This window comes from Pseudomonas sp. MWU347 (assembly GCF_017947305.1).
Lineage (GTDB): Bacteria > Pseudomonadota > Gammaproteobacteria > Pseudomonadales > Pseudomonadaceae > Aquipseudomonas > Aquipseudomonas putida_A.
Genome location: NZ_JAFGZB010000004.1, coordinates 100,533 through 117,394, shown reverse-complemented (window position 1 = coordinate 117,394; position 16,862 = coordinate 100,533). Strand labels below are relative to the sequence as shown.

The window sequence follows — 16,862 nt, the reverse complement described above, 5'->3', positions numbered from 1 at the left end:
GCTCAATACCCTATTCCGATGACCCGAGCGGAAATGGAGCCTGACGGCCATTCAGGACAACGAACATTGATGCCTGCCTGGCGACTCACGGTCGCGTTGTTGTTCCAGATCAGCTGTGTTCCGGGTGCCGTGCCCTCATGGGTCGCGACGGCAAGAAATAATGCATTTGGAAAGACCAGCGGCCATAGATTCAGATCGCCGTAACCATTGTTGCCCGCCTGGCTCGCGCCTCCGGTGATCCACTGGATAATCACCCCGCCCATCCAAGAGGGGAATACGATATAACCGGATGCTCCCAGTCTCACCATGAACCCGAGCCTGAGTTTTTTAGGGGTCACGACAGAGGTATCACTGACACCGGCGTTGACCTCTGCCTGAGAAGCAAGCTTTGCAATCCCCATCAGCGACTCTGTCGCCTGTTGCATCTTTTTCGCTATGGATTGAAACACTCGTAGCGGCGTCATCAACCGTGTATTGCTGGCGCCCGCCTCTGCTTCTTCCTGACTGGCCAGACTGTCGCTTTGTTTCTTCGAGATCAGCGTATCGATTGCCGCTTTGAGCTGAGTGTTATCACTTTCATCGGCGGCTGCGCCCGCACTTTTGATGACTTCAAGAATCTCTTGAGTTACGCCGTTTCCCCAGCTCGCCGGAATCAATGAACCCGGGGTTCCGGTGAGAGGGTTTTCATCTACAAACCTGCCGTTCACTAAACCTGCGCTGGGAATGTTTTTTGGGTAATCCATCACTCTTCTCCCTGTTTGAAAACATAAAACATGGCCTCAGACATGTACGCCCCCCAGCCATTCCGGCACTGACGGACGGAAAGCAAATGCCGGGAAATGACTTGAATCCGGCCAGTCGCGCAGCGCCTGGCGGTACTCCAGCAATTCCAGATACTGCGCCGCCTTGAGCGTCGTCCCGCGCCCCAGTTCCTGCTCGTCACGATGCCGCGTCACCCACCATTCGGTGGCCGACAGACTGGACTGGCGCCAGAGCCGCGCTGCCGCCAGAGGATCTTGCTCATCGGGGACTGTTTCAGGGGTAATGACCGGACTGCTCGTCACCGACGACGGCGCAATCTCCTGGCGCAGTTCGCCGATGGGCGCGCCGATTTCGATCTGCATACCCTCCGGCACCTGCACCATCGTCTCGACGAAAGCGGGAGCAAACAGTTGGGTGATCGCGTAGTCGCCGGTGTCGATCAGTTCGACCGCGACACCATTTTCCACTCGTGCATAACGGGCCATTATTCGTACTCCCAGATTTCACAGAAGGCGTTGCCGCCAGCGCCGCTGAGGACAGATGCCGAAGCATTGGTCGAGCAGGAACCGCTGCCGCCCGAACCTCGAACGCCGGCGATGCCGGTGCCGTTCACACCCACCAATGGACCACCGCCATCAAACGGGCTAGGACCGCCACCTCCGCAAAGCACTCCCCAATTGGCGTTGTACATCGCATAAGTTCCGGGGATACCTCGCGCACTGCAGAGATTGCCCCCCGTCACTATTTGGCCTCCCGCGCCACCTTGCACAAAACCGGACATACCTGCTCCGGTCGGGACTGAAATCATCTGCCCGCCCATACCGCCGGAAACACTCATGTATGAGCCAAAAGATGCACCGCCCCCCGCTTGGCCGATCGCATTACGGGCGGCCCCTCCGGCTCCCAACGAAACAGGTATGCCCGCGAGCATTTCCGGCGTGACGTCATACAGACTCTCGCCGTAAGCGCCCGCCCCTCCGCCGCCGCCGATTCCTTGAAACGTCGCTGCGATGGGCACACAACCACCACCCGAACCACCCGCCCCCACCAATCGCACGCGAATCCGTTTGGCCCTCGGATTGGGCTTGTAAACCGTGATCCCGACGGTCTCGATCTGCCGAACTGCCAACAACCGCCCCACCGCATCGGTGATGCCGTAACCGGCCAATGTAGTCGGGGTGTTTTTCAGTTTGGTGAAGTCGACCAACGCGCCGATGGCCGTTGCCAACTGGTCGGTTCTGGCTTCATCAGGCGTCAGCCCGGCAGCCTTGATCGCGTTGAGAATTTCCTGCGTGACGCTGTTGCCCCACGCGGCCGGGATCAACGATCCCGGGGAACCGGCGATCGGGTTTTCATCGACAAAGCCGCCGTTGACCAGGCCAACGCCGGGAATACTTTTTGGATAATCCACGTCATAACCCTCCAGTTTTTACAGACAGCCGAACGCCTGCAGCAAAAGGCCATCTGCAACGTTTTCAGTGAAATGACGAGTTATATCGCTGGCGAAACAACGCTCTGTTCCGGCGCGATCGGCCATTCGATGATTGCCGGGTAACCCGGTTGCAGGTCGATCCGCGCCAAGTTCAATGCATAACGCTTCCAGGCTTGCAATGCGGTCAGTTGTTCACTGGCCGCCTCGCCCAGCTCGTAAGCGTATTGCAGCGGCGCGACGCGAATCACCACGGTGCGCAGACGATTATCGCGCTCGATGTCCGCCTGGGCAGCCTGCCCCGCACGTTCGGCATCGGCATCCAGAACCCAGCCATCATCCTTCCAGATGTAATATTCGTTGGGCCGAGGCGTGACAGTCAGGTGATCAGGCAATGGGCCGAACTCGGTCCAATAGAACGAGAGGCCATTGTCCTTGCGAAACACCAGGCGCTCACGTAAATCGAGCAGTTGCGCCGCTTGCCCATCACGCCACACCCACGCATAACCAGACTCGACGGCCGGCAGCGGTTGCGGAAGTTCGATTGCGTTGCCGGGTATTTGCACACCTATCCCGGGAACGAGCATGGGTTCGAATGGACCGGTAATTTCTCGCGTCATTTCATCGACATAGTAATAAGGCATTGTTCACTTCCATTTGCTATTGCAAGGGGCCGGAGGCACCGGCATCAGATGAGTTTTATGCGAGCTGGATAGGCGACATTTCGCGGGCGAGTCATACCCCAGTAGCCACTGACCAGATTTTCGGCAAACGCCGCAGCCGACCAATAGGAAAGACCGGCGAACGATGTCGGGTCGACGCCAACCGTCGCCAGATCACCAATCCCCTGCACCGCTGGAGCATTACCGTTGTCACCGGTGATGTTGGTGCCGGACTGCCAGGACCCGGCGACCCGCGCCGTATCGATGTTGCGCTGTTCATCGAGCACCCGGATAAATTCGCCACGGACCTCCGGGCCTCGAAATGTCTTGACCCCGTCACCGCTGCTCCAGCCGCCGGCCCGCGCAGCTTCTGCGCGCAACATGCCGGACTGCACGGCGTGATCCCAGAGCCAAGGCCATTCGGAACGCAGCATTTCCCGGCCATCCAACGCGCCGTAGCCGCCGGGGTTCGCGGCTGTCGAGGTCTCGAATACGATCCGGCCCAAAGGTGTCGCGTCGAACCGACCGACCGGCCACCAGTTACCAGTGCCGTCACTGCGCAGGTGCCACCAGTCTCCCGCCCCTATCAACGCCAGAAACGGATAGCCGTTTGCCGACAAGTGCGTGTGAAACCTGATCCGGTCATTGCCGGAAGCTTGCACCACCAGGCGTTTACTGCTGTTGTCGACACGACGAACGATGAAGTCGCGAATGCCGGACAACGTACTGACGGCCGGCAGATTGATCGTGGTATCCGCTGTACTGGCGCTGATCAGAACCAGCCCGGCTTCCTCCGGTGCCAGGACTTTTGATGTCGAAACTTCAGTGACCCGCGAAGACATCGGGCTGGCCAGGCTCAGGAGCTTTTGCAACGCCGATAACAACTGATTGTTGGCCCCTTCAGCCGGGGTCATTCCGGCCGCCTTGATCACGGACAACAGCTCTTCGGTTACGCTGTTACCCCACACCGCCGGAATCAACGAACCCGGGGTTCCTGCCACCGGGTTTTCATCGACAAAGCGGCCATCGACCAGGCCGACGCTGGGGACGCTTTTTGGATAATCCATAGGTCTTTCGTTCCTCTGAAATAACAAATGAACCGCATCACGGCGATCGCTGATGCGAGCCAGTGGCGGTCTGTTTCTGAAAATAAAGAGCCCACGGTGAAGTGGGCTTGGGTGATGCAGAATGACGGCGTTGCTGCTAGAGAGTCTGGCTGCTGACCAGTTCGCGAATCGCCGCCAACACGTCATCGCCAGCACGGCGCGCCAGATCGAGATTGCCTTTGGCCGCATGCATGCGGATCTGGTTTTTTGCCTTCAGGCGCAAGGTACGCAGGGTCAGCAGATGGTCAGTGAGTTGGTCGGCCTTGCTGAGAATCTGCTCGGCAGCCTGTTTGGCAGTACGGCCTTTAATCACCCACGCAGCAACCGACAGTGGCACCTCTTTTTTCGGGTAACCAGCGTCCTGATAGGCCTGAGCGTCGGCAGCAGCCTGGGCGTACTCCATGGCTTTGAGCGGGTCGCCGGCCAAAACGGTGCGAGCACTGTCGGCCGCCGAGTCGACCTTGGAACACAGCTGTTCGGCTTGCTGAAGTTCCAGCTCGGTAACTCTGGACGCATTCAACTGCCACTTTTCTCCATCCCAATCATGGGCACTGGAAGGCTGGGCCGGACGCAAGCCTTCCTCGAACTGATGCAGCTCTTGAATGATGATCATCGGATCAGCTCCCAGGAAAAATTCACGTTTACCGCTGCAGAAAAATTAACCGCGATGCCATTGGCGTAATCGGCTGGGCCAACACTCTTGAGTCCCATACTGAACAATAATTCGTCACTGGCGGCATTAGCTGCACCCAACGTATGTTCCGCCTGGTACGACTGCCACAGCGAGCGCAATTCGTTGTGATCGAAGCTGGCGGTCAAGGTAGAAACCGTTGTATCGCTGACCACGTTGCTGGAAAAAATCAGCACGGCGCCACCTGCCGTTGTCCAGCCATCCCAGTTGCTGGAGGTGCCTACTGTCGGGTTGAGGAAGCAGTAGTTGCCCCCCAGCCAACCCGTCGGCGCGAAGTTCACGCTGGTAATCCCGGTGGGATGCGGTGTCGGGTTACCCACTACCAACCGCGCCGCTCGGGCATGCGGATCAAGTGGCAGGTAAACCACGCCATTGCCATTGACGGTCTGCGTCCACGACAAGCGGTTACGGTTGTAGATCGCCCGGACAATGGGTATGGACCCAGGTCCCGCCGTTACGACCCAGGCCAGACAGATGTCCAGCGGCGTCGACTGGAAACCACCGCCCGCCGCACCATTGACCGTCCCTTTCAAACCGTCAGGCGTAGCGTCGTAGATCGTGCCGCGCTGCATATAGAAGGTCAGCGCGCCCGCAATCACCTGCGCCCGGAGGAAGTAGCCGGTACTGGGTAGCAAATCGGGACTGCTCCACACCTGGGTGGTGAACGTACGCGCACGCCCCAACTGCCCGGCCACCACTTCCTGACCGAGGCTGATCAGCACGCCCGCCGGAATCGAGATCCGTCCGCCACTGGTGGCAACCGCTGCCGGAGTGATTGCCAGACGACCGTCCGGCGTCGCCACCGTCGCGGTCGGCAAAGACCCGATCGGCAACGCCGAATCCAGATTCCAGCCCTTGGCCGAAACGCTCTGAATCGCCTGCAACAACTGATCGTATTTCTTCTCGTCCGGAGTCAGATCTCCGGCCTTGATCACGTTGAGAATTTCCTGGGTAACCCCGTTGCCCCAGTCAGCTGGAATCAGCGATCCCGGCGTCCCGGTCAGCGGGTTTTCATCGACAAATTTCCCATTCACCAGACCGGCGCTGGGCACACTTTTCGGATAATCCATCCCGTCATTCCTCCCTAGTCATAATTGATGTGCACCTTGGTATGCGCCGGCGCACTGCGGTGGATCAGGCACTCCAGCGCCGAGCCCGGGTTGACGCCGAAGCGCTCGCCCCAGTAACTCGCGCCATAGCGCCGACCAAGCAGCAGGCGGCCGCCGGTGTTGAGGGTCCACATGAATTGCGCTTCCCAGGTGCCCCAGTGCGCGGCGCCGAAACGCGCGCGACCCATGCGGGGGGCTTCGTGTTCGGTGATGCTGGCGTTGGGGTAGCCCTGGCTTTTGGCGATGTCGAGGTAGTAACCGACAGCCTGACTGCCGACCGCGAGCAAGCGTCGGCGTACGGCGAGGCGGCGGTCGTCGAACAGCGGTGTGGCGCCCAGGCACGGGTCGGGCAGCTCCATCACCCGTTCCCAGTCCGGCACCAGTTCGCTGACGCCGGCCGGGTCCATCTCGTTGAGCAAATCGGCGGCGCGGGCGTCGAGGCGCGCCAGTTCGACGGCCACGCCTTGCAGCACTTCCTCAAGTTCCGGGACGCGTTCCGGGTCCCACGCCGGGCCGCTCGGCAGCAAGGCGCGCAGCTGCGCCTGATATTGCGCGGCGGTTCTTATGCCCCCCATACGCAACCTCCGAAGGTCAGCAGTTCGCTTTGCCCGGCAGGCACGTCAGCGGCCGGCGCGGTCAGCGTGTGGTCGTACTCACCGCCGGCGCTGCTGATGGCTTCGCGGATATGGCTGATCAGCAATGGCACACCGAGGTCGGCCTCGCGGTTGTGCAGGTCGCGCAACTGCGCTTCAACGGCGGCGCGCACCGCAGTGGTGTCTGGATTGACGCTCTTGAAGCGGTACACCACCGGCACCTGAATCGGCCGCTGCACATGCACTTCCGCCGTCACCGGACGCAGCGGTTCGATGTACTCCTGAACCTCCGCCAGTTGCTCATCGTTGGGCACCGGTTGCGGGTCTTCGTCACGCATGATGAACACCGTCACTGTGCCTGGCCCGAGCAGGCCGCCACGGCACCAGGCCCGCGTCACACCCGGCACTTCCAGCGCCCAGGTTTCGTAGTCGCTCGCCGAACCGCCGTGGGGTATCACTCGATAAGAACGGATCACCCGCGAACGCAACGACTCCAGGCTTTCTCGCGCCACGCCGCCACTGAGGCCGGGCGTGAGCACCACAAAACTGTTGCCGACCACGCCGGCGATCGGCTGCACCGGGTTCAGCGCCAGACCGGCGTCGGCATTACCGAGGCTGCCAGCGTCGAGCGCAGCAATCGTGGTGGTGTTGCTGCCATTGACGGTGGTGCGCGCGGCGGTGACTTTGTAAGTACGGCCATCGCTCGCTTGCAGCAGCGTGTCGACATCCAGCACCGCACCGGCGGTCGCGGTAAAACTGACGCTGCCGGTGGCGACTTGCGCCGGTTTGCGTGGCTGATTCAGGCGCAGCGCGGCGATGCGTTCCAGGGTCGACTCGTCGGCCTTGTCCGGCAGGATCTGCTCGGCAATCCAGTCGAGATAACCGTACAGGCCATACGCGGCGCCACCGAGGGTGCGGGCCAACACTTGCGCATCGGACTGGCGCAGCGAATCGCCGGCCAGGTCGCTTTGGGTGCGCTTGATCAGCACCGGCAGCGAAGGGGTTTCAAACGGCATAGATCACCTGCCAACTGTTATCGGGGTTGATGTCCAGACGTTCGCCGTCGGCCAGGGTCAGGACCGTGCGCAGGTTCAGGCGCTGGGCGTCGAGGCGTTCGCTGATGATGTCGATGGCGCTGCAGTGGCCGTCGTCGATCAGCCATTGCAAGGCTTCGCGGGCATAGAACTCGGCGTCCATCTGGGTCTGTCGGGTCAGCTTGACCCGACGCAAAAGCCACAGCCGCGAACCGATGCGATCGTCGGCGACGGTGGGAAAGCTGTCGCCCCACCAGCCGAAGCGCTCCTCGTCGTCGAGGGCGTCGTCATCGGCGGCGCGGCGCCAGGTGAACAGGCTGATGAGCACGGCGCGGGTCAGTGCGGCGTGGAGGTTCTGGCTGACAAGCATTATTTGCCTCCTGCCGGCGCACCGGTCTGGCCGCTGCCGGCCTGCACGCCGACGTGCACGTGTTTGATCTGGCTGATGCCGCCGGCGAGTTGGTCGCCGGTGGAAACGATCTTGCCGGTCTGGTTGATCACCGGCGTGTCGAAGTTCACCGCGCTGCTGGCGCGGATGTTCAGGGTGGCGGTTTCGATGTCGATGATCCGCCCGCGCTTGAAGTGAATTTTGTCGCCCTCGTCGGTGTAGATCGCCACTTCGCCAGAGGCCAGCGACTGCAAGCGATAGCGGCGGTCGGCGACCACCAAGGCGATGGCGTGAGAGCGGTCACCGCCGAGAAACGTGACGATGCCTTCGGCGCCGGCCAGCGGGTTGCTGGTGAAACCGTAGGGTTCGAAGTGCTCCAGGTCGTCGTTCACTTCACCGGCGGTGAGGCGCATTTGCAGCGATTGCAGCTTGGATGCCGAATGGGCGAGCACGACAGTGCCGCGCGCCAGCAGGCGTGTCAGTAGGCTCATGAATTGTCCTCAGGGAGCAGACCCGACACGGACAACATGTGGGAGCGGGCTTGCTCGCGAAAGCGGTGGGTCAGTCAATGGGATGTTGGAGCTGCTGACGCTTTCGCGAGCAAGCCCGCTCCCACAGGGGTTCGGTGTCAGGCTCAGGTTTTTTTCGGAGGCGTGGGATCAGGATCGAAGGTATGCGGTGGCGCCACTTGCAGCGTGGTCACCGAGCCCTGCGCCGAGAGCGAATACGTGACTTTGGAGATCAGCATGTCGCCGTCAAAACCGAGCACCGGATCCGTGACCTTCACCAGCGTGTTGTGGCGCCACAGATCGCCATTGGACTGACGCCAGCCCTGCACCTGATAGGTGGTGGTCTGCGCCCGGCCCATGCGGGTGGCGCTTTCCCATTGGGCGCGTTGCTGGGCCAACTCGAACGTCAGCGCGGTGCCCTCGTTGATGATCGTGGTGCGGCGGCGCTTGAAGCTCAGATCAGCCGCGCTGGATTGAACCTCGCTGACGGCCGCCCCGCTCTTATTGTCCGAGCCTTTCTGCTGACCGATCACTCGGTATTCAGAAAACACCTGGCTCTGATCCATCGGCGCGTTCGCCGACAGAATGTTCTTGCCCAACTCCAGCGCGTCACTGGCCCGACCACCACTACCGGGCTTGGCCAGCACCAGCCGGCCTTGCTCGTCATCAGTGGAAAACACCCGGAACAGCGAGAGCAGACGATCGATCGACTGGAACACCGTTTCGCCCGGCACGATGGTGTGTTTGGCGAGCCGCGCGGTCTCGGGAATTTCGTTGACCACGTACAGCGAGTATTCCGCCGCCAGAGCCTGGACGATGCTCAGCAGCGGTTGCTCCTGCCATTGGTTCGGCCGGTTGGTGGCTGCGCAATCGACCAGATCCTGAGTCTTGGAGCTACCCTCGATGCTCAGGCTGATCTGGCGTCCGTCGTAACTGATCGGGGCCTTGAACACGTAGCCAGTGAGCACCAGGTCCTGGCCGATTTTCACTTCGCACGGGTCACCCGGTTTGATCCGTTGATCCACCGTCTGCCCCGGCCACTGCCAGGTGATGTCGAGTTTGAAGGTGCGGAACTGACGCTCAAGATCGGCGGTGATTTCCACGCTTTTCCAGCCGCCGTATTCCATGTTGTTGACGGTCAGCGTGACACGGTTGTCTATCTCGCTCATGGTTTACTCCCCGGAGACTTTCACTTCGTTGGGTGAGAAACCGGGATGGGTGATCCCGTTGCGTTGAGTGATTTCCGTGACCCGCGTCGCATCGCCAAGGTACTTGTAGGCCACCACCAGTGCCGGAAAGCTTTCCTGGAACGACTTGCTGACTTGCCGCACACCCGACGACGCGACGGCCTTGAGGTGCGCAAGCAGCGCCTCTTTCACATCGGTGATGGCTTGGTAGTGCGCCGGGTCGGCCTTGTCCAGCATCGGGTTGATCGCCACCGCCACGGCGTCACGCAATGCCTGCATGTCGTCACTGACCGGGACTTCCTGGCGGGTCACCGGGCTCGTCGCCTGCTGCCCTACCGTAGGTGTCGATGACAGTTTCACCGGGCTTGTCGCCACCGGCATCGACGCCACCCATTGCGCGACTTTGACCAGCACCGTGTCCTGCACCAGATCGGCCATGGCCTGTGCCGCCGCGTTGGTGTCCTTGCCGGTGGTGATCTTCGGCGCATCAGCCTTGCGGATGGCTTCGAGTTGTTGGGACACGTCGGCAATCACGCCACGGTAGCCCTCCTTCGCGAATGCCTTGAGTTCCTTGATATCGCCGAGCAAGCCTTTGAACTCCGCCGCCACTTCCTTGGGCAACTCCTTGACCGCTTTGACCAGTTCGGTGATCTGCCGGTACTGCTCGATCAGCGGTTTGAGCTGCTCTTTGATCACCTCATACACGCCGGTCAGGCTGTTGCGCAGATTGGCGATGCCGATCCGCGCAGCCTTGATCAACGTCATCGCCTGCTCGAAGCGCGCCACCGCCGACCCCAACAAAGTGTCAGCCTTGGCCAACAGAACTTTTTGCGTACTGACCGTGGCGGTCGGAAACGGCAACGGCCGGTCCGGGTAAAACTTCAGACTGAACGTCACCAGCCCGCCGTCCTGGCGGGTGTGGGTCATGTCGCATTCGCCGACCTTGACTTGCAGGCGTCCGAGCCACGGATGCACCAATTCACCACTGCCCGCCTCCAAGGCCTTGAGCAGCTTGTCGCGCTGCTCCAGGCAATCGGCGCCGATGATGAACGCCGTCAGATCGTGGGTTTTGGCCTGCTGGCCGAGATCCTCGAAATACGGCAGGTCGCGTTGCGGGTATTCGTGCAACTGACCTTTGCGACCGACCGGAGTTTTCGCCTGATCGATCCAGAATCCGACACCGCGAAACGATGCCGGCAACAAGCGGTCACGCCAGTTCATTGGAACCTCCTGCCGACAGCGAGCGATAGCCGATGCGCGAAGACAGCGCCAGGCCCGGTTGATTGGTTTGTGGTTGATCGGTGCGCAGCCCCGCCGGTGCATTTTCGAAGCGCACGGTCAGGCCGCCTTCGAGTTGCGTACGGTTGTTGGCCGCGCTTTGCTGGATCAGGGCGCTGGAGGTTTGTGGCAGCGATCCGCCCTGCAACGCCCCGTTTCCAGCAGACGCGGGACCTGCGCCAAAGAACGCCGGCGCCAGCTCACCCTTGCCTTCGGCATTGGTCTGGCGCTGCGCCTGGGTCAGAGTTTCAACCTTGCCGGTGACCTTGGCGATCAACCCGGCGAAACCACCGTCGAACAGCTCCTTGATCGGCGCGATGACGGTTTGCAGCTTTTGCCACAACTCGCCGAACCACCCGACAATCGGCCCCCAGCTCTCGATGATCTGATCCAGAGGTTTCCATTCGAACAGGGTGTGCAGAAAGTCCACGACCGGTGCAGACGCCGCCAACACGACATCCCACAGCGCCGAAAAGACGTCGCCGACCGGCTGCCAGTACTGCGCAATCTGTTCCAGCGGCGACCACTCGACCAGACTGGTGAAAAAGCCTTTGACCCGCTGCACTGACGTTTGCAGTGCCGTCCAGATCGGTTCGAAGTACCCGACGACACCACCCCAGGCGCTGGTGATCAGTTCCATCGGGAAATAATCGAACAGTTCCCGAAATGTATCCCGGGTGCTTTGCACGGCCGATTGCAGCGTCGTCCACAGCGGCTGGAAGTACGCAACAACACCGCCCCAGGCGCTGGTGATCATCTGCATGGGCGAGAAATCGAACAACGACACCAGAAACTCTTTAGCCGGTTGCGCGACTTTTCGCAGGCTGCTGAACATCGGCTCGAAGAACCTGACAACGCCACCCCACGCACTGTTGATCATCTGCATCGGCGAGAAATCGAACAGGTTTCGGAGGAACGCCATCACCGGCACAGTCAAGGCCTTGAGCAGTTCCCAGATCGCCGAAAACAGTCCGGTCAGCGGCGCCCAGTTTTCCAGGATCATGCCGGCGGGCGTCCACGAGAACACCGATTTGAAGAAGTCGATGACCGGCGCAGTGACGGCTTTGACCTCGTCCCACATGCCCGAGAAGAATCCCGCGACCGGTGACCACAGCGCCGCCAGTGCATCCAGTGGTCGCCAGTCAAGAATCGAGCGCAACGTCGCCATCGCACTCGCACCGATGTTTTTCACGCCTTCCCACATGCCTTTGAAGAACGCACTGATCGGCGTCCAGTTGGCATAGATCAAACCGGCCGCCACCGCGATGCCCATGGCGATGAGCATGATCGGATTGGTCTTGAGCACCATGCTCATGACATCGAACACTTGCGTGGCGCCGGTGACCGCGGTTTGCATCGCCGAGAAGGCGATGGCCCCCGCAGCCAGGCCTTCCACCAGTTGCGGGTTGTCGGCAAGCAGGCTGGCGACCTGAGTCAGCATTGGCTCAAGCCCGACGACCAACGCACCGACTGCCGGCACCAGCGCCGCGTCAACAGCAGCGGAAACCTTTTCCATCGACGCACTGAACACGTTCATGTTCTGCGCAGCGACTTTCGGTGCGGCGGGCAGGTCGACGGTTTTCGCCGTCTCGCTGACTTCAGTCAATTTGCCCTGAAACGCTGCCGCCGATTTGATCCCGTCCACGAACGGCGTGATCACGCTGCCGCCCTTGAACAGACCGCTGATATCCAGTTTCCCGAGGCCGGTCTGTTCGAGATTTTTCTTGAAGCTCTCGACCTTTACTCGCAGGGCGCCGAGTTTGGGCGACAGTTCATCGATGCCCGTGATCAGCACCGGTGTTTGCACTTTCTTTTCTTCGTCTGCCATCACTGCACCTGCTGCATCGCATTGATCCGTTGCGCGTGCTCCAGCGATTCGCGGAGCACATCCAGTGGCCTGGCCATCATCTGTTCGGGGTCAACCTTCCAGAACCAGGCCAGGTCATAGGCGACTGCGATCAGGTCGGTGATGGCTCCGACGCCGCACTCATGAAAAAACTCGCAACGGCCCAGCTCAGCGCGTTGAGGTCAGCCAGATCGAGCTGGTTGACCGACGACGGTGGAATACCGGCGCACACGGCGATGTATTTGGCCGCCACGTCCATGTCGAGGCTGACCTCTTCGCTTTTGTCGATCTTGTACGGCAGCGCCTTGATCGCTCGCACTTCCTGCACCGTCGGACGGCGCAGGACGAGTTCGGTCAGGGGCTCGCCGTGAGCTTCGATCGCAACCTGAAGCTTCACGGCGCCGCTCATTGCCAGGTCCCCTTGATGCCTTCGAATTTCAGTTCGATGGTGGCGTCATCGCCCTTTGAAACCGGCTCTTCGACCAGATAGGCACCGGCCAGCACGTAGACTTTGCCGTTGCTGAATTCGCAGGTGACGGTGATGTCGGTGCCTTCGATCAGCTTCTTCAGCGGGAAGTCGGCGGTGTGCAGCGCGGTCACTTTGAACGACGGCGCGACGTCGGTTTCCTTGTAGAAACCCGGTACGACGGTTTCGCGTTTGACGGCCATCAGCGGGGCTTCGCAGCCGCCGTTGATAGTCAGTTGTGCACCGTCGACTTTGACGTAGCAGGTGCCTGCAATCACTTGACCCATGGTGTTACTCCCTTCAAATAAAAAAGCCCACCGGAGTGGGCTGAATGCTTACGGCCAAACGCGGCGATCAGGCCGCGTCGTCGTATTGCAGACGGAATTGGTTGAGCAGTGCGAACACGCGCAGACCGTTGATGTAATCCGGCGGGAACAGCACGTTCACGCGGCTCGGATCCTGTACGTCGCGCTCGACGATCAGGTGCTCGGCGAACAGCTCGGCGTTCTCCACGTGGCCTTCCAGTTCCAGCTTGGCGTACTGCGCGATCAGCTCGCCGCGAATGGTCGCCGGAGTGACGATCGGCTGGCCGGCGCCGAAACGGGTGCCGTCGGAAGCCAGTTTGTGCCGGCCGTACTTGCTGGTGATCACGCTTTGCAGACGACGCACGATGAACGCCGACTGGTGCATGGTTTCGCTGTCCAGGTAGGAGTTGTCAGCCTGACCGTAAGCGTTCTTCTGGTAGGTGGTGATCGAACGCTGAATGCGCACGTAACCGCCTTCGTAGTACGCGGTGGCAATGCCGTAGTTGAGCAGCGATTGACGCTCGGTCAGGGTGAATCGCTCGCTGGCCGGCGCCGGATCAACACCCGGCAGGCTGCCGCTTTGGGTCGGACGGCTGGCATCGGCGGAGATGAACACCGCGGTGCGCGCAGCCAGTGCGGCAGCTTGTACCCAGAACGGTTGCGGTACGCCCGGCTCCAGCGCCTGGATGGTCATGTGCTGATCGTTACGTGCCTGGCCAGCAGCAACCAGGGTGCCGACGGTGCCGCGCTTGGCGCTGTAGACGTGACCGAACAGTTGCTTGGCCCAGGACCAGCGACCGGTGCTGTCATCCATCACTGCTTGCCAGGTATTGAGGGTCGACAGATCCGACCACGGCAGAGCGATGAACTCGAACGGCTCGTCGCCCAGTGCAGCCACGGCTGCGACCTGGTCCGGTACACCGGCGCCGCCGGTCATGGCGGTGATCGCAGTGGTCAGGCCGGCCGGGGTTTCTTCGCCGTTGCTCTTGCCCAGGCGATTGAACTGCAGGCTGATGTCGTTACCACTGTCGCCGGTCCATTTGGCGGTCAGAGTGACCACGCCTTCGGCAGCCGCAGCGCTCACCGGCAGATCGGCGGTGGCGTTGATTTTCTGTGCCAGTGCGGTAGCCGCTTGAGCAGCGGTGGCACCGTTGACCACGGTGGCCTGCACACGCACACCAGCGACGTACAGGTTGAGCACGCCAGCCTGAGTCGCAGTGCCAGTCAGGGTCAGCACGCCTTTGGCGATGGCGCCTTCAGTGTTGTGCAGCGGCAGGCACCAGATCTCGCCGATCGGGTCGGCCTTGCGGAAGGTCTCGTACATCGAGGCGAGCATCGAGCCCTGACCGCCGATGCTTTTTGCCAGCGCGACGCTGGAGACCAGCACCAGTTTGCCGACTTCGGTCGGGGCGATGTTGTCGTTGACCTGAGCGACGATCAAACGGCGCATGGCCGAAGTCGCGCTATTGGCGGCCGAGTTGTCCATTTCGGCATAGAACAGCGGTACACGAATGTCTGCGGGGATGTTGCTGAATCCGATCGCCATTATTTGGCTCCCTGTGCTTTGACTTTTACGGTTTTGAGAGTGATATCGCCGTCGGCCAGACGTCGGCGCCACCAGGCGCTGTCCAGCACTTCACGGCCTTCTTTGGGCAGCAGATCGCCCGCTTCCGGGTCAGGCACGGCACGGCCAGCGGCCGGCAGTACGGTGATGCGATTGCTCATGGGGTTACGTCTCCAGAGAAAGTCAGTTCCACGCGCCCGTCAGGGCCCGGGTGTTTCAGATTGGGGTCGGCCGGGTCGATCGCATCGACCCGCACGGTGACCCCGGTAAAGGACGACAAACCGTCCAGTTCACGTTCGTGCCAACTCTCCGCAGGCTGACTCGGCAGATTGCGGCCGAGCTGGAACTCGGTAAAAAAGCGCAGCCGATAGAAGGCCCGGCTGCTGTTGATCGAGACCATCTCGCCGCCGTCGTAGACGATGGCGCTGTAGTCGGTGCCCGGTTTGAATCCCACCAGCGCGCGCCACAGTTCGGCGCGCAGGTCGTGCAACAGATCCAGCGCTTTTGTGCTGTCGCTGGCGTCGAGCGCCAGGACGATTTCGAAGCGGTCGCGGATCGGTTGCGCGGTGAGGTTTTGTGCGGTGCTGGTGCTGGCGAGATCCGCCAGGGGCAGAACATGGGCCGAGGGTGTCGGTAGATCGGCATTGCCTTGCAGCAACGCCAGGTCGACACCCACCGCAATGCGGTTGGCAAGGTTTGGGCATTGCGCACGCAGCTGCGTGAGGATCGGGGTGATCTTCATGGTGGTGTTCCAGAGTTGAAATGAGTTGCAGAAAACACCGCGAATCCCCTGTAGGAGTGAGCCTGCTCGCGATGGCGGTGCCACATTCACAATCAATGTGCCTGACACACCGCTATCGCGAGCAGGCTCACTCCTACAGGGGACTCGTGGGTGTGAGATCAGTCTTTGGCTTCGGCTTTCGGGTCGAGGCACGCGGCATCGATCACGCAGCGATAGCTGTTCTCGCGATTGCCGCTGGCGGTGACTTTTTCGATCGACCAGCGCCCACGCATGAAGTCCGGCCAGGTCTCATCGAGCAGCACAAGGCCTTCGGCGGCCAGCAGTGGATTGCCGGGGCAGGTGATTTTCACCTTGTATTTTTGCCGGAGCATCTTGCGCACTTCGCCTTCGCCGACGGCGATCGCATCGGCTTCGCTGGGTTGTTTCTGGCGCAGGGTCTTGAACGGCGCAAGCCCCGTTTCAACCCAGCGCAACACACCTGCAGCGCCATCCCAAAAACAGGTCTTGCAACCCTTGGTCTGCTCGCGGGCAGACTCCTCCAGCGTGGCGCTGACGAACGCGTGATCGCCGGGACGGTTGTTGCTGGTCACCGACAAGGTCACGTCCGCCAGCACCTGGCCCGACAACGATTTGGTCTGGCCGGGACGGGCCAGCACGTACACGTCGTTGTAGGGTTTGGTCACCGCGTTGTACTTTTTCGCCAGGCGCGTCAGAAAGCTCATATCGGTTTCGTTGGACTGGTCGACGTGCTCGATTCTGATCATCGCCACCTCGGGCGCGACGCGCGGTGAAAAGCCATGGCTCGACACCAGTTTGCGAAACAGCGCACCCAAGGTGGTCGGGCCATGACTGGCCGTGCGACGTTGCTTGAAGCCCGTCTCATCATCCTTGCTGAACGGCGCCGCCGTGGCCACCAGCGTCAGGCGGAACGGGAACAGCGTCGGCGTCAGGCGCGTCACTTTGAACTGGCCCTTGTCGACCATTCCCGACTCCAGATAACCGACCTCAAGGCCGATTTTCCCGCCCAGATCCGGCAGCCCTTCGAGGCCTTCAAGATCAATCGTCAACGTCAGTTGATCGGACTCGAAACCGGCAGCGTCGATGTGTTCCCAACTGATCAGGCGTTGATTGAGCAGGGCCGAATGGGCCCCGTAGAGTCTTACCGCCGGGGTGAAACCCAGTGTCATGCAA

20 protein-coding genes are annotated in these 16,862 nt (G+C 61.1%); all 20 read right to left on the bottom strand.

The window, feature by feature from the left end; translation table 11 throughout:
* Positions 1-2 precede the first annotated feature (2 nt).
* Positions 3-743 (bottom strand): hypothetical protein, encoded by a 741-nt coding sequence (locus tag KCG87_RS09800; RefSeq protein ID WP_210558039.1) that lies wholly within the window; start codon positions 741-743, stop codon positions 3-5.
* A 36-nt stretch (positions 744-779) separates the two neighbouring features.
* On the bottom strand, positions 780-1,247 hold the full coding sequence (locus tag KCG87_RS09795) for a phage tail assembly chaperone (protein WP_210558040.1): 468 nt from the start codon (positions 1,245-1,247) through the stop codon (positions 780-782).
* A complete protein-coding gene (locus KCG87_RS09790; RefSeq protein ID WP_210558043.1) occupies positions 1,247-2,173 on the bottom strand; it encodes a hypothetical protein in 927 nt (308 codons plus the stop codon). The genes KCG87_RS09795 and KCG87_RS09790 overlap by 1 nt, the downstream gene beginning before the upstream one ends.
* An 80-nt stretch (positions 2,174-2,253) precedes the next feature.
* A complete protein-coding gene (locus KCG87_RS09785; RefSeq protein ID WP_003222249.1) occupies positions 2,254-2,835 on the bottom strand; it encodes a tail fiber assembly protein in 582 nt (193 codons plus the stop codon).
* Between the two features lie 44 nt (positions 2,836-2,879).
* A complete protein-coding gene (locus KCG87_RS09780) occupies positions 2,880-3,920 on the bottom strand; it encodes a phage tail protein (protein ID WP_098967506.1) in 1,041 nt (346 codons plus the stop codon).
* Positions 3,921-4,056: 136 nt separating this feature from the next.
* Positions 4,057-4,572 (bottom strand): phage tail protein, encoded by a 516-nt coding sequence (locus KCG87_RS09775; RefSeq protein ID WP_210558045.1) that lies wholly within the window; start codon positions 4,570-4,572, stop codon positions 4,057-4,059.
* Complete coding sequence (locus tag KCG87_RS09770; protein ID WP_098967503.1) at positions 4,569-5,720, bottom strand: phage tail protein; 1,152 nt, start codon at positions 5,718-5,720, stop codon at positions 4,569-4,571. Before KCG87_RS09770 ends, KCG87_RS09775 begins: the two co-directional genes overlap by 4 nt.
* 14 nt (positions 5,721-5,734) lie before the next feature.
* The gene (locus KCG87_RS09765) at positions 5,735-6,334 is read right to left on the bottom strand and encodes a putative phage tail protein (protein ID WP_003222238.1); all 600 of its coding nucleotides are present in this window, start codon (positions 6,332-6,334) and stop codon (positions 5,735-5,737) included.
* The gene (locus KCG87_RS09760) at positions 6,322-7,368 is read right to left on the bottom strand and encodes a baseplate J/gp47 family protein (RefSeq protein ID WP_210558048.1); all 1,047 of its coding nucleotides are present in this window, start codon (positions 7,366-7,368) and stop codon (positions 6,322-6,324) included. The genes KCG87_RS09765 and KCG87_RS09760 overlap by 13 nt, the downstream gene beginning before the upstream one ends.
* Complete coding sequence (locus KCG87_RS09755; RefSeq protein WP_007964342.1) at positions 7,358-7,756, bottom strand: phage GP46 family protein; 399 nt, start codon at positions 7,754-7,756, stop codon at positions 7,358-7,360. The genes KCG87_RS09760 and KCG87_RS09755 overlap by 11 nt, the downstream gene beginning before the upstream one ends.
* Positions 7,756-8,265, bottom strand: a complete 510-nt coding sequence (locus KCG87_RS09750) for a phage baseplate assembly protein V (RefSeq protein ID WP_210558051.1) — start codon at positions 8,263-8,265, stop codon at positions 7,756-7,758. The genes KCG87_RS09755 and KCG87_RS09750 overlap by 1 nt, the downstream gene beginning before the upstream one ends.
* A gap of 143 nt (positions 8,266-8,408) precedes the next feature.
* Positions 8,409-9,452, bottom strand: a complete 1,044-nt coding sequence (locus KCG87_RS09745; RefSeq protein ID WP_210558054.1) for a phage baseplate assembly protein — start codon at positions 9,450-9,452, stop codon at positions 8,409-8,411.
* A 3-nt stretch (positions 9,453-9,455) separates the two neighbouring features.
* Complete coding sequence (locus KCG87_RS09740) at positions 9,456-10,691, bottom strand: DNA circularization N-terminal domain-containing protein (protein WP_210558057.1); 1,236 nt, start codon at positions 10,689-10,691, stop codon at positions 9,456-9,458.
* Positions 10,678-12,576, bottom strand: coding sequence for a phage tail protein (locus tag KCG87_RS09735; protein WP_210558061.1), 1,899 nt, complete (start codon positions 12,574-12,576; stop codon positions 10,678-10,680). Before KCG87_RS09735 ends, KCG87_RS09740 begins: the two co-directional genes overlap by 14 nt.
* Positions 12,577-12,706: 130 nt before the next feature.
* Positions 12,707-13,003: a phage tail assembly protein gene (locus KCG87_RS09730; RefSeq protein ID WP_003222226.1), complete on the bottom strand. Its 297-nt coding sequence runs from the start codon at positions 13,001-13,003 to the stop codon at positions 12,707-12,709.
* Entirely contained in the window at positions 13,000-13,347 is a 348-nt protein-coding gene (locus KCG87_RS09725; protein WP_007964335.1) for a phage tail tube protein, read from the bottom strand. The genes KCG87_RS09730 and KCG87_RS09725 overlap by 4 nt, the downstream gene beginning before the upstream one ends.
* Positions 13,348-13,414: 67 nt before the next feature.
* Positions 13,415-14,911 (bottom strand): phage tail sheath subtilisin-like domain-containing protein, encoded by a 1,497-nt coding sequence (locus KCG87_RS09720; protein ID WP_041072261.1) that lies wholly within the window; start codon positions 14,909-14,911, stop codon positions 13,415-13,417.
* Positions 14,911-15,090, bottom strand: coding sequence for a DUF2635 domain-containing protein (locus KCG87_RS09715; RefSeq protein ID WP_027611066.1), 180 nt, complete (start codon positions 15,088-15,090; stop codon positions 14,911-14,913). Before KCG87_RS09715 ends, KCG87_RS09720 begins: the two co-directional genes overlap by 1 nt.
* Positions 15,087-15,671, bottom strand: a complete 585-nt coding sequence (locus KCG87_RS09710) for a hypothetical protein (RefSeq protein ID WP_134785557.1) — start codon at positions 15,669-15,671, stop codon at positions 15,087-15,089. Before KCG87_RS09710 ends, KCG87_RS09715 begins: the two co-directional genes overlap by 4 nt.
* Before the next feature lie 158 nt (positions 15,672-15,829).
* The gene (locus KCG87_RS09705) at positions 15,830-16,858 is read right to left on the bottom strand and encodes a phage late control D family protein (RefSeq protein ID WP_210558064.1); all 1,029 of its coding nucleotides are present in this window, start codon (positions 16,856-16,858) and stop codon (positions 15,830-15,832) included.
* Positions 16,859-16,862 lie beyond the last annotated feature (4 nt).

Coding starts and splice junctions, on each gene's coding strand:
- KCG87_RS09800 (WP_210558039.1), bottom strand. CDS start 743: ATGGATTACCCAAAAAACATTCCCAGCGCAGGTTTAGTGAACGGCAGG.
- KCG87_RS09795 (WP_210558040.1), bottom strand. CDS start 1,247: ATGGCCCGTTATGCACGAGTGGAAAATGGTGTCGCGGTCGAACTGATC.
- KCG87_RS09785 (WP_003222249.1), bottom strand. CDS start 2,835: ATGCCTTATTACTATGTCGATGAAATGACGCGAGAAATTACCGGTCCA.
- KCG87_RS09780 (WP_098967506.1), bottom strand. CDS start 3,920: ATGGATTATCCAAAAAGCGTCCCCAGCGTCGGCCTGGTCGATGGCCGC.
- KCG87_RS09775 (WP_210558045.1), bottom strand. CDS start 4,572: ATGATCATCATTCAAGAGCTGCATCAGTTCGAGGAAGGCTTGCGTCCG.
- KCG87_RS09770 (WP_098967503.1), bottom strand. CDS start 5,720: ATGGATTATCCGAAAAGTGTGCCCAGCGCCGGTCTGGTGAATGGGAAA.
- KCG87_RS09765 (WP_003222238.1), bottom strand. CDS start 6,334: ATGGGGGGCATAAGAACCGCCGCGCAATATCAGGCGCAGCTGCGCGCC.
- KCG87_RS09760 (WP_210558048.1), bottom strand. CDS start 7,368: ATGCCGTTTGAAACCCCTTCGCTGCCGGTGCTGATCAAGCGCACCCAA.
- KCG87_RS09755 (WP_007964342.1), bottom strand. CDS start 7,756: ATGCTTGTCAGCCAGAACCTCCACGCCGCACTGACCCGCGCCGTGCTC.
- KCG87_RS09750 (WP_210558051.1), bottom strand. CDS start 8,265: ATGAGCCTACTGACACGCCTGCTGGCGCGCGGCACTGTCGTGCTCGCC.
- KCG87_RS09745 (WP_210558054.1), bottom strand. CDS start 9,452: ATGAGCGAGATAGACAACCGTGTCACGCTGACCGTCAACAACATGGAA.
- KCG87_RS09740 (WP_210558057.1), bottom strand. CDS start 10,691: ATGAACTGGCGTGACCGCTTGTTGCCGGCATCGTTTCGCGGTGTCGGA.
- KCG87_RS09735 (WP_210558061.1), bottom strand. CDS start 12,576: ATGGCAGACGAAGAAAAGAAAGTGCAAACACCGGTGCTGATCACGGGC.
- KCG87_RS09730 (WP_003222226.1), bottom strand. CDS start 13,003: ATGAGCGGCGCCGTGAAGCTTCAGGTTGCGATCGAAGCTCACGGCGAG.
- KCG87_RS09725 (WP_007964335.1), bottom strand. CDS start 13,347: ATGGGTCAAGTGATTGCAGGCACCTGCTACGTCAAAGTCGACGGTGCA.
- KCG87_RS09720 (WP_041072261.1), bottom strand. CDS start 14,911: ATGGCGATCGGATTCAGCAACATCCCCGCAGACATTCGTGTACCGCTG.
- KCG87_RS09715 (WP_027611066.1), bottom strand. CDS start 15,090: ATGAGCAATCGCATCACCGTACTGCCGGCCGCTGGCCGTGCCGTGCCT.
- KCG87_RS09710 (WP_134785557.1), bottom strand. CDS start 15,671: ATGAAGATCACCCCGATCCTCACGCAGCTGCGTGCGCAATGCCCAAAC.
- KCG87_RS09705 (WP_210558064.1), bottom strand. CDS start 16,858: ATGACACTGGGTTTCACCCCGGCGGTAAGACTCTACGGGGCCCATTCG.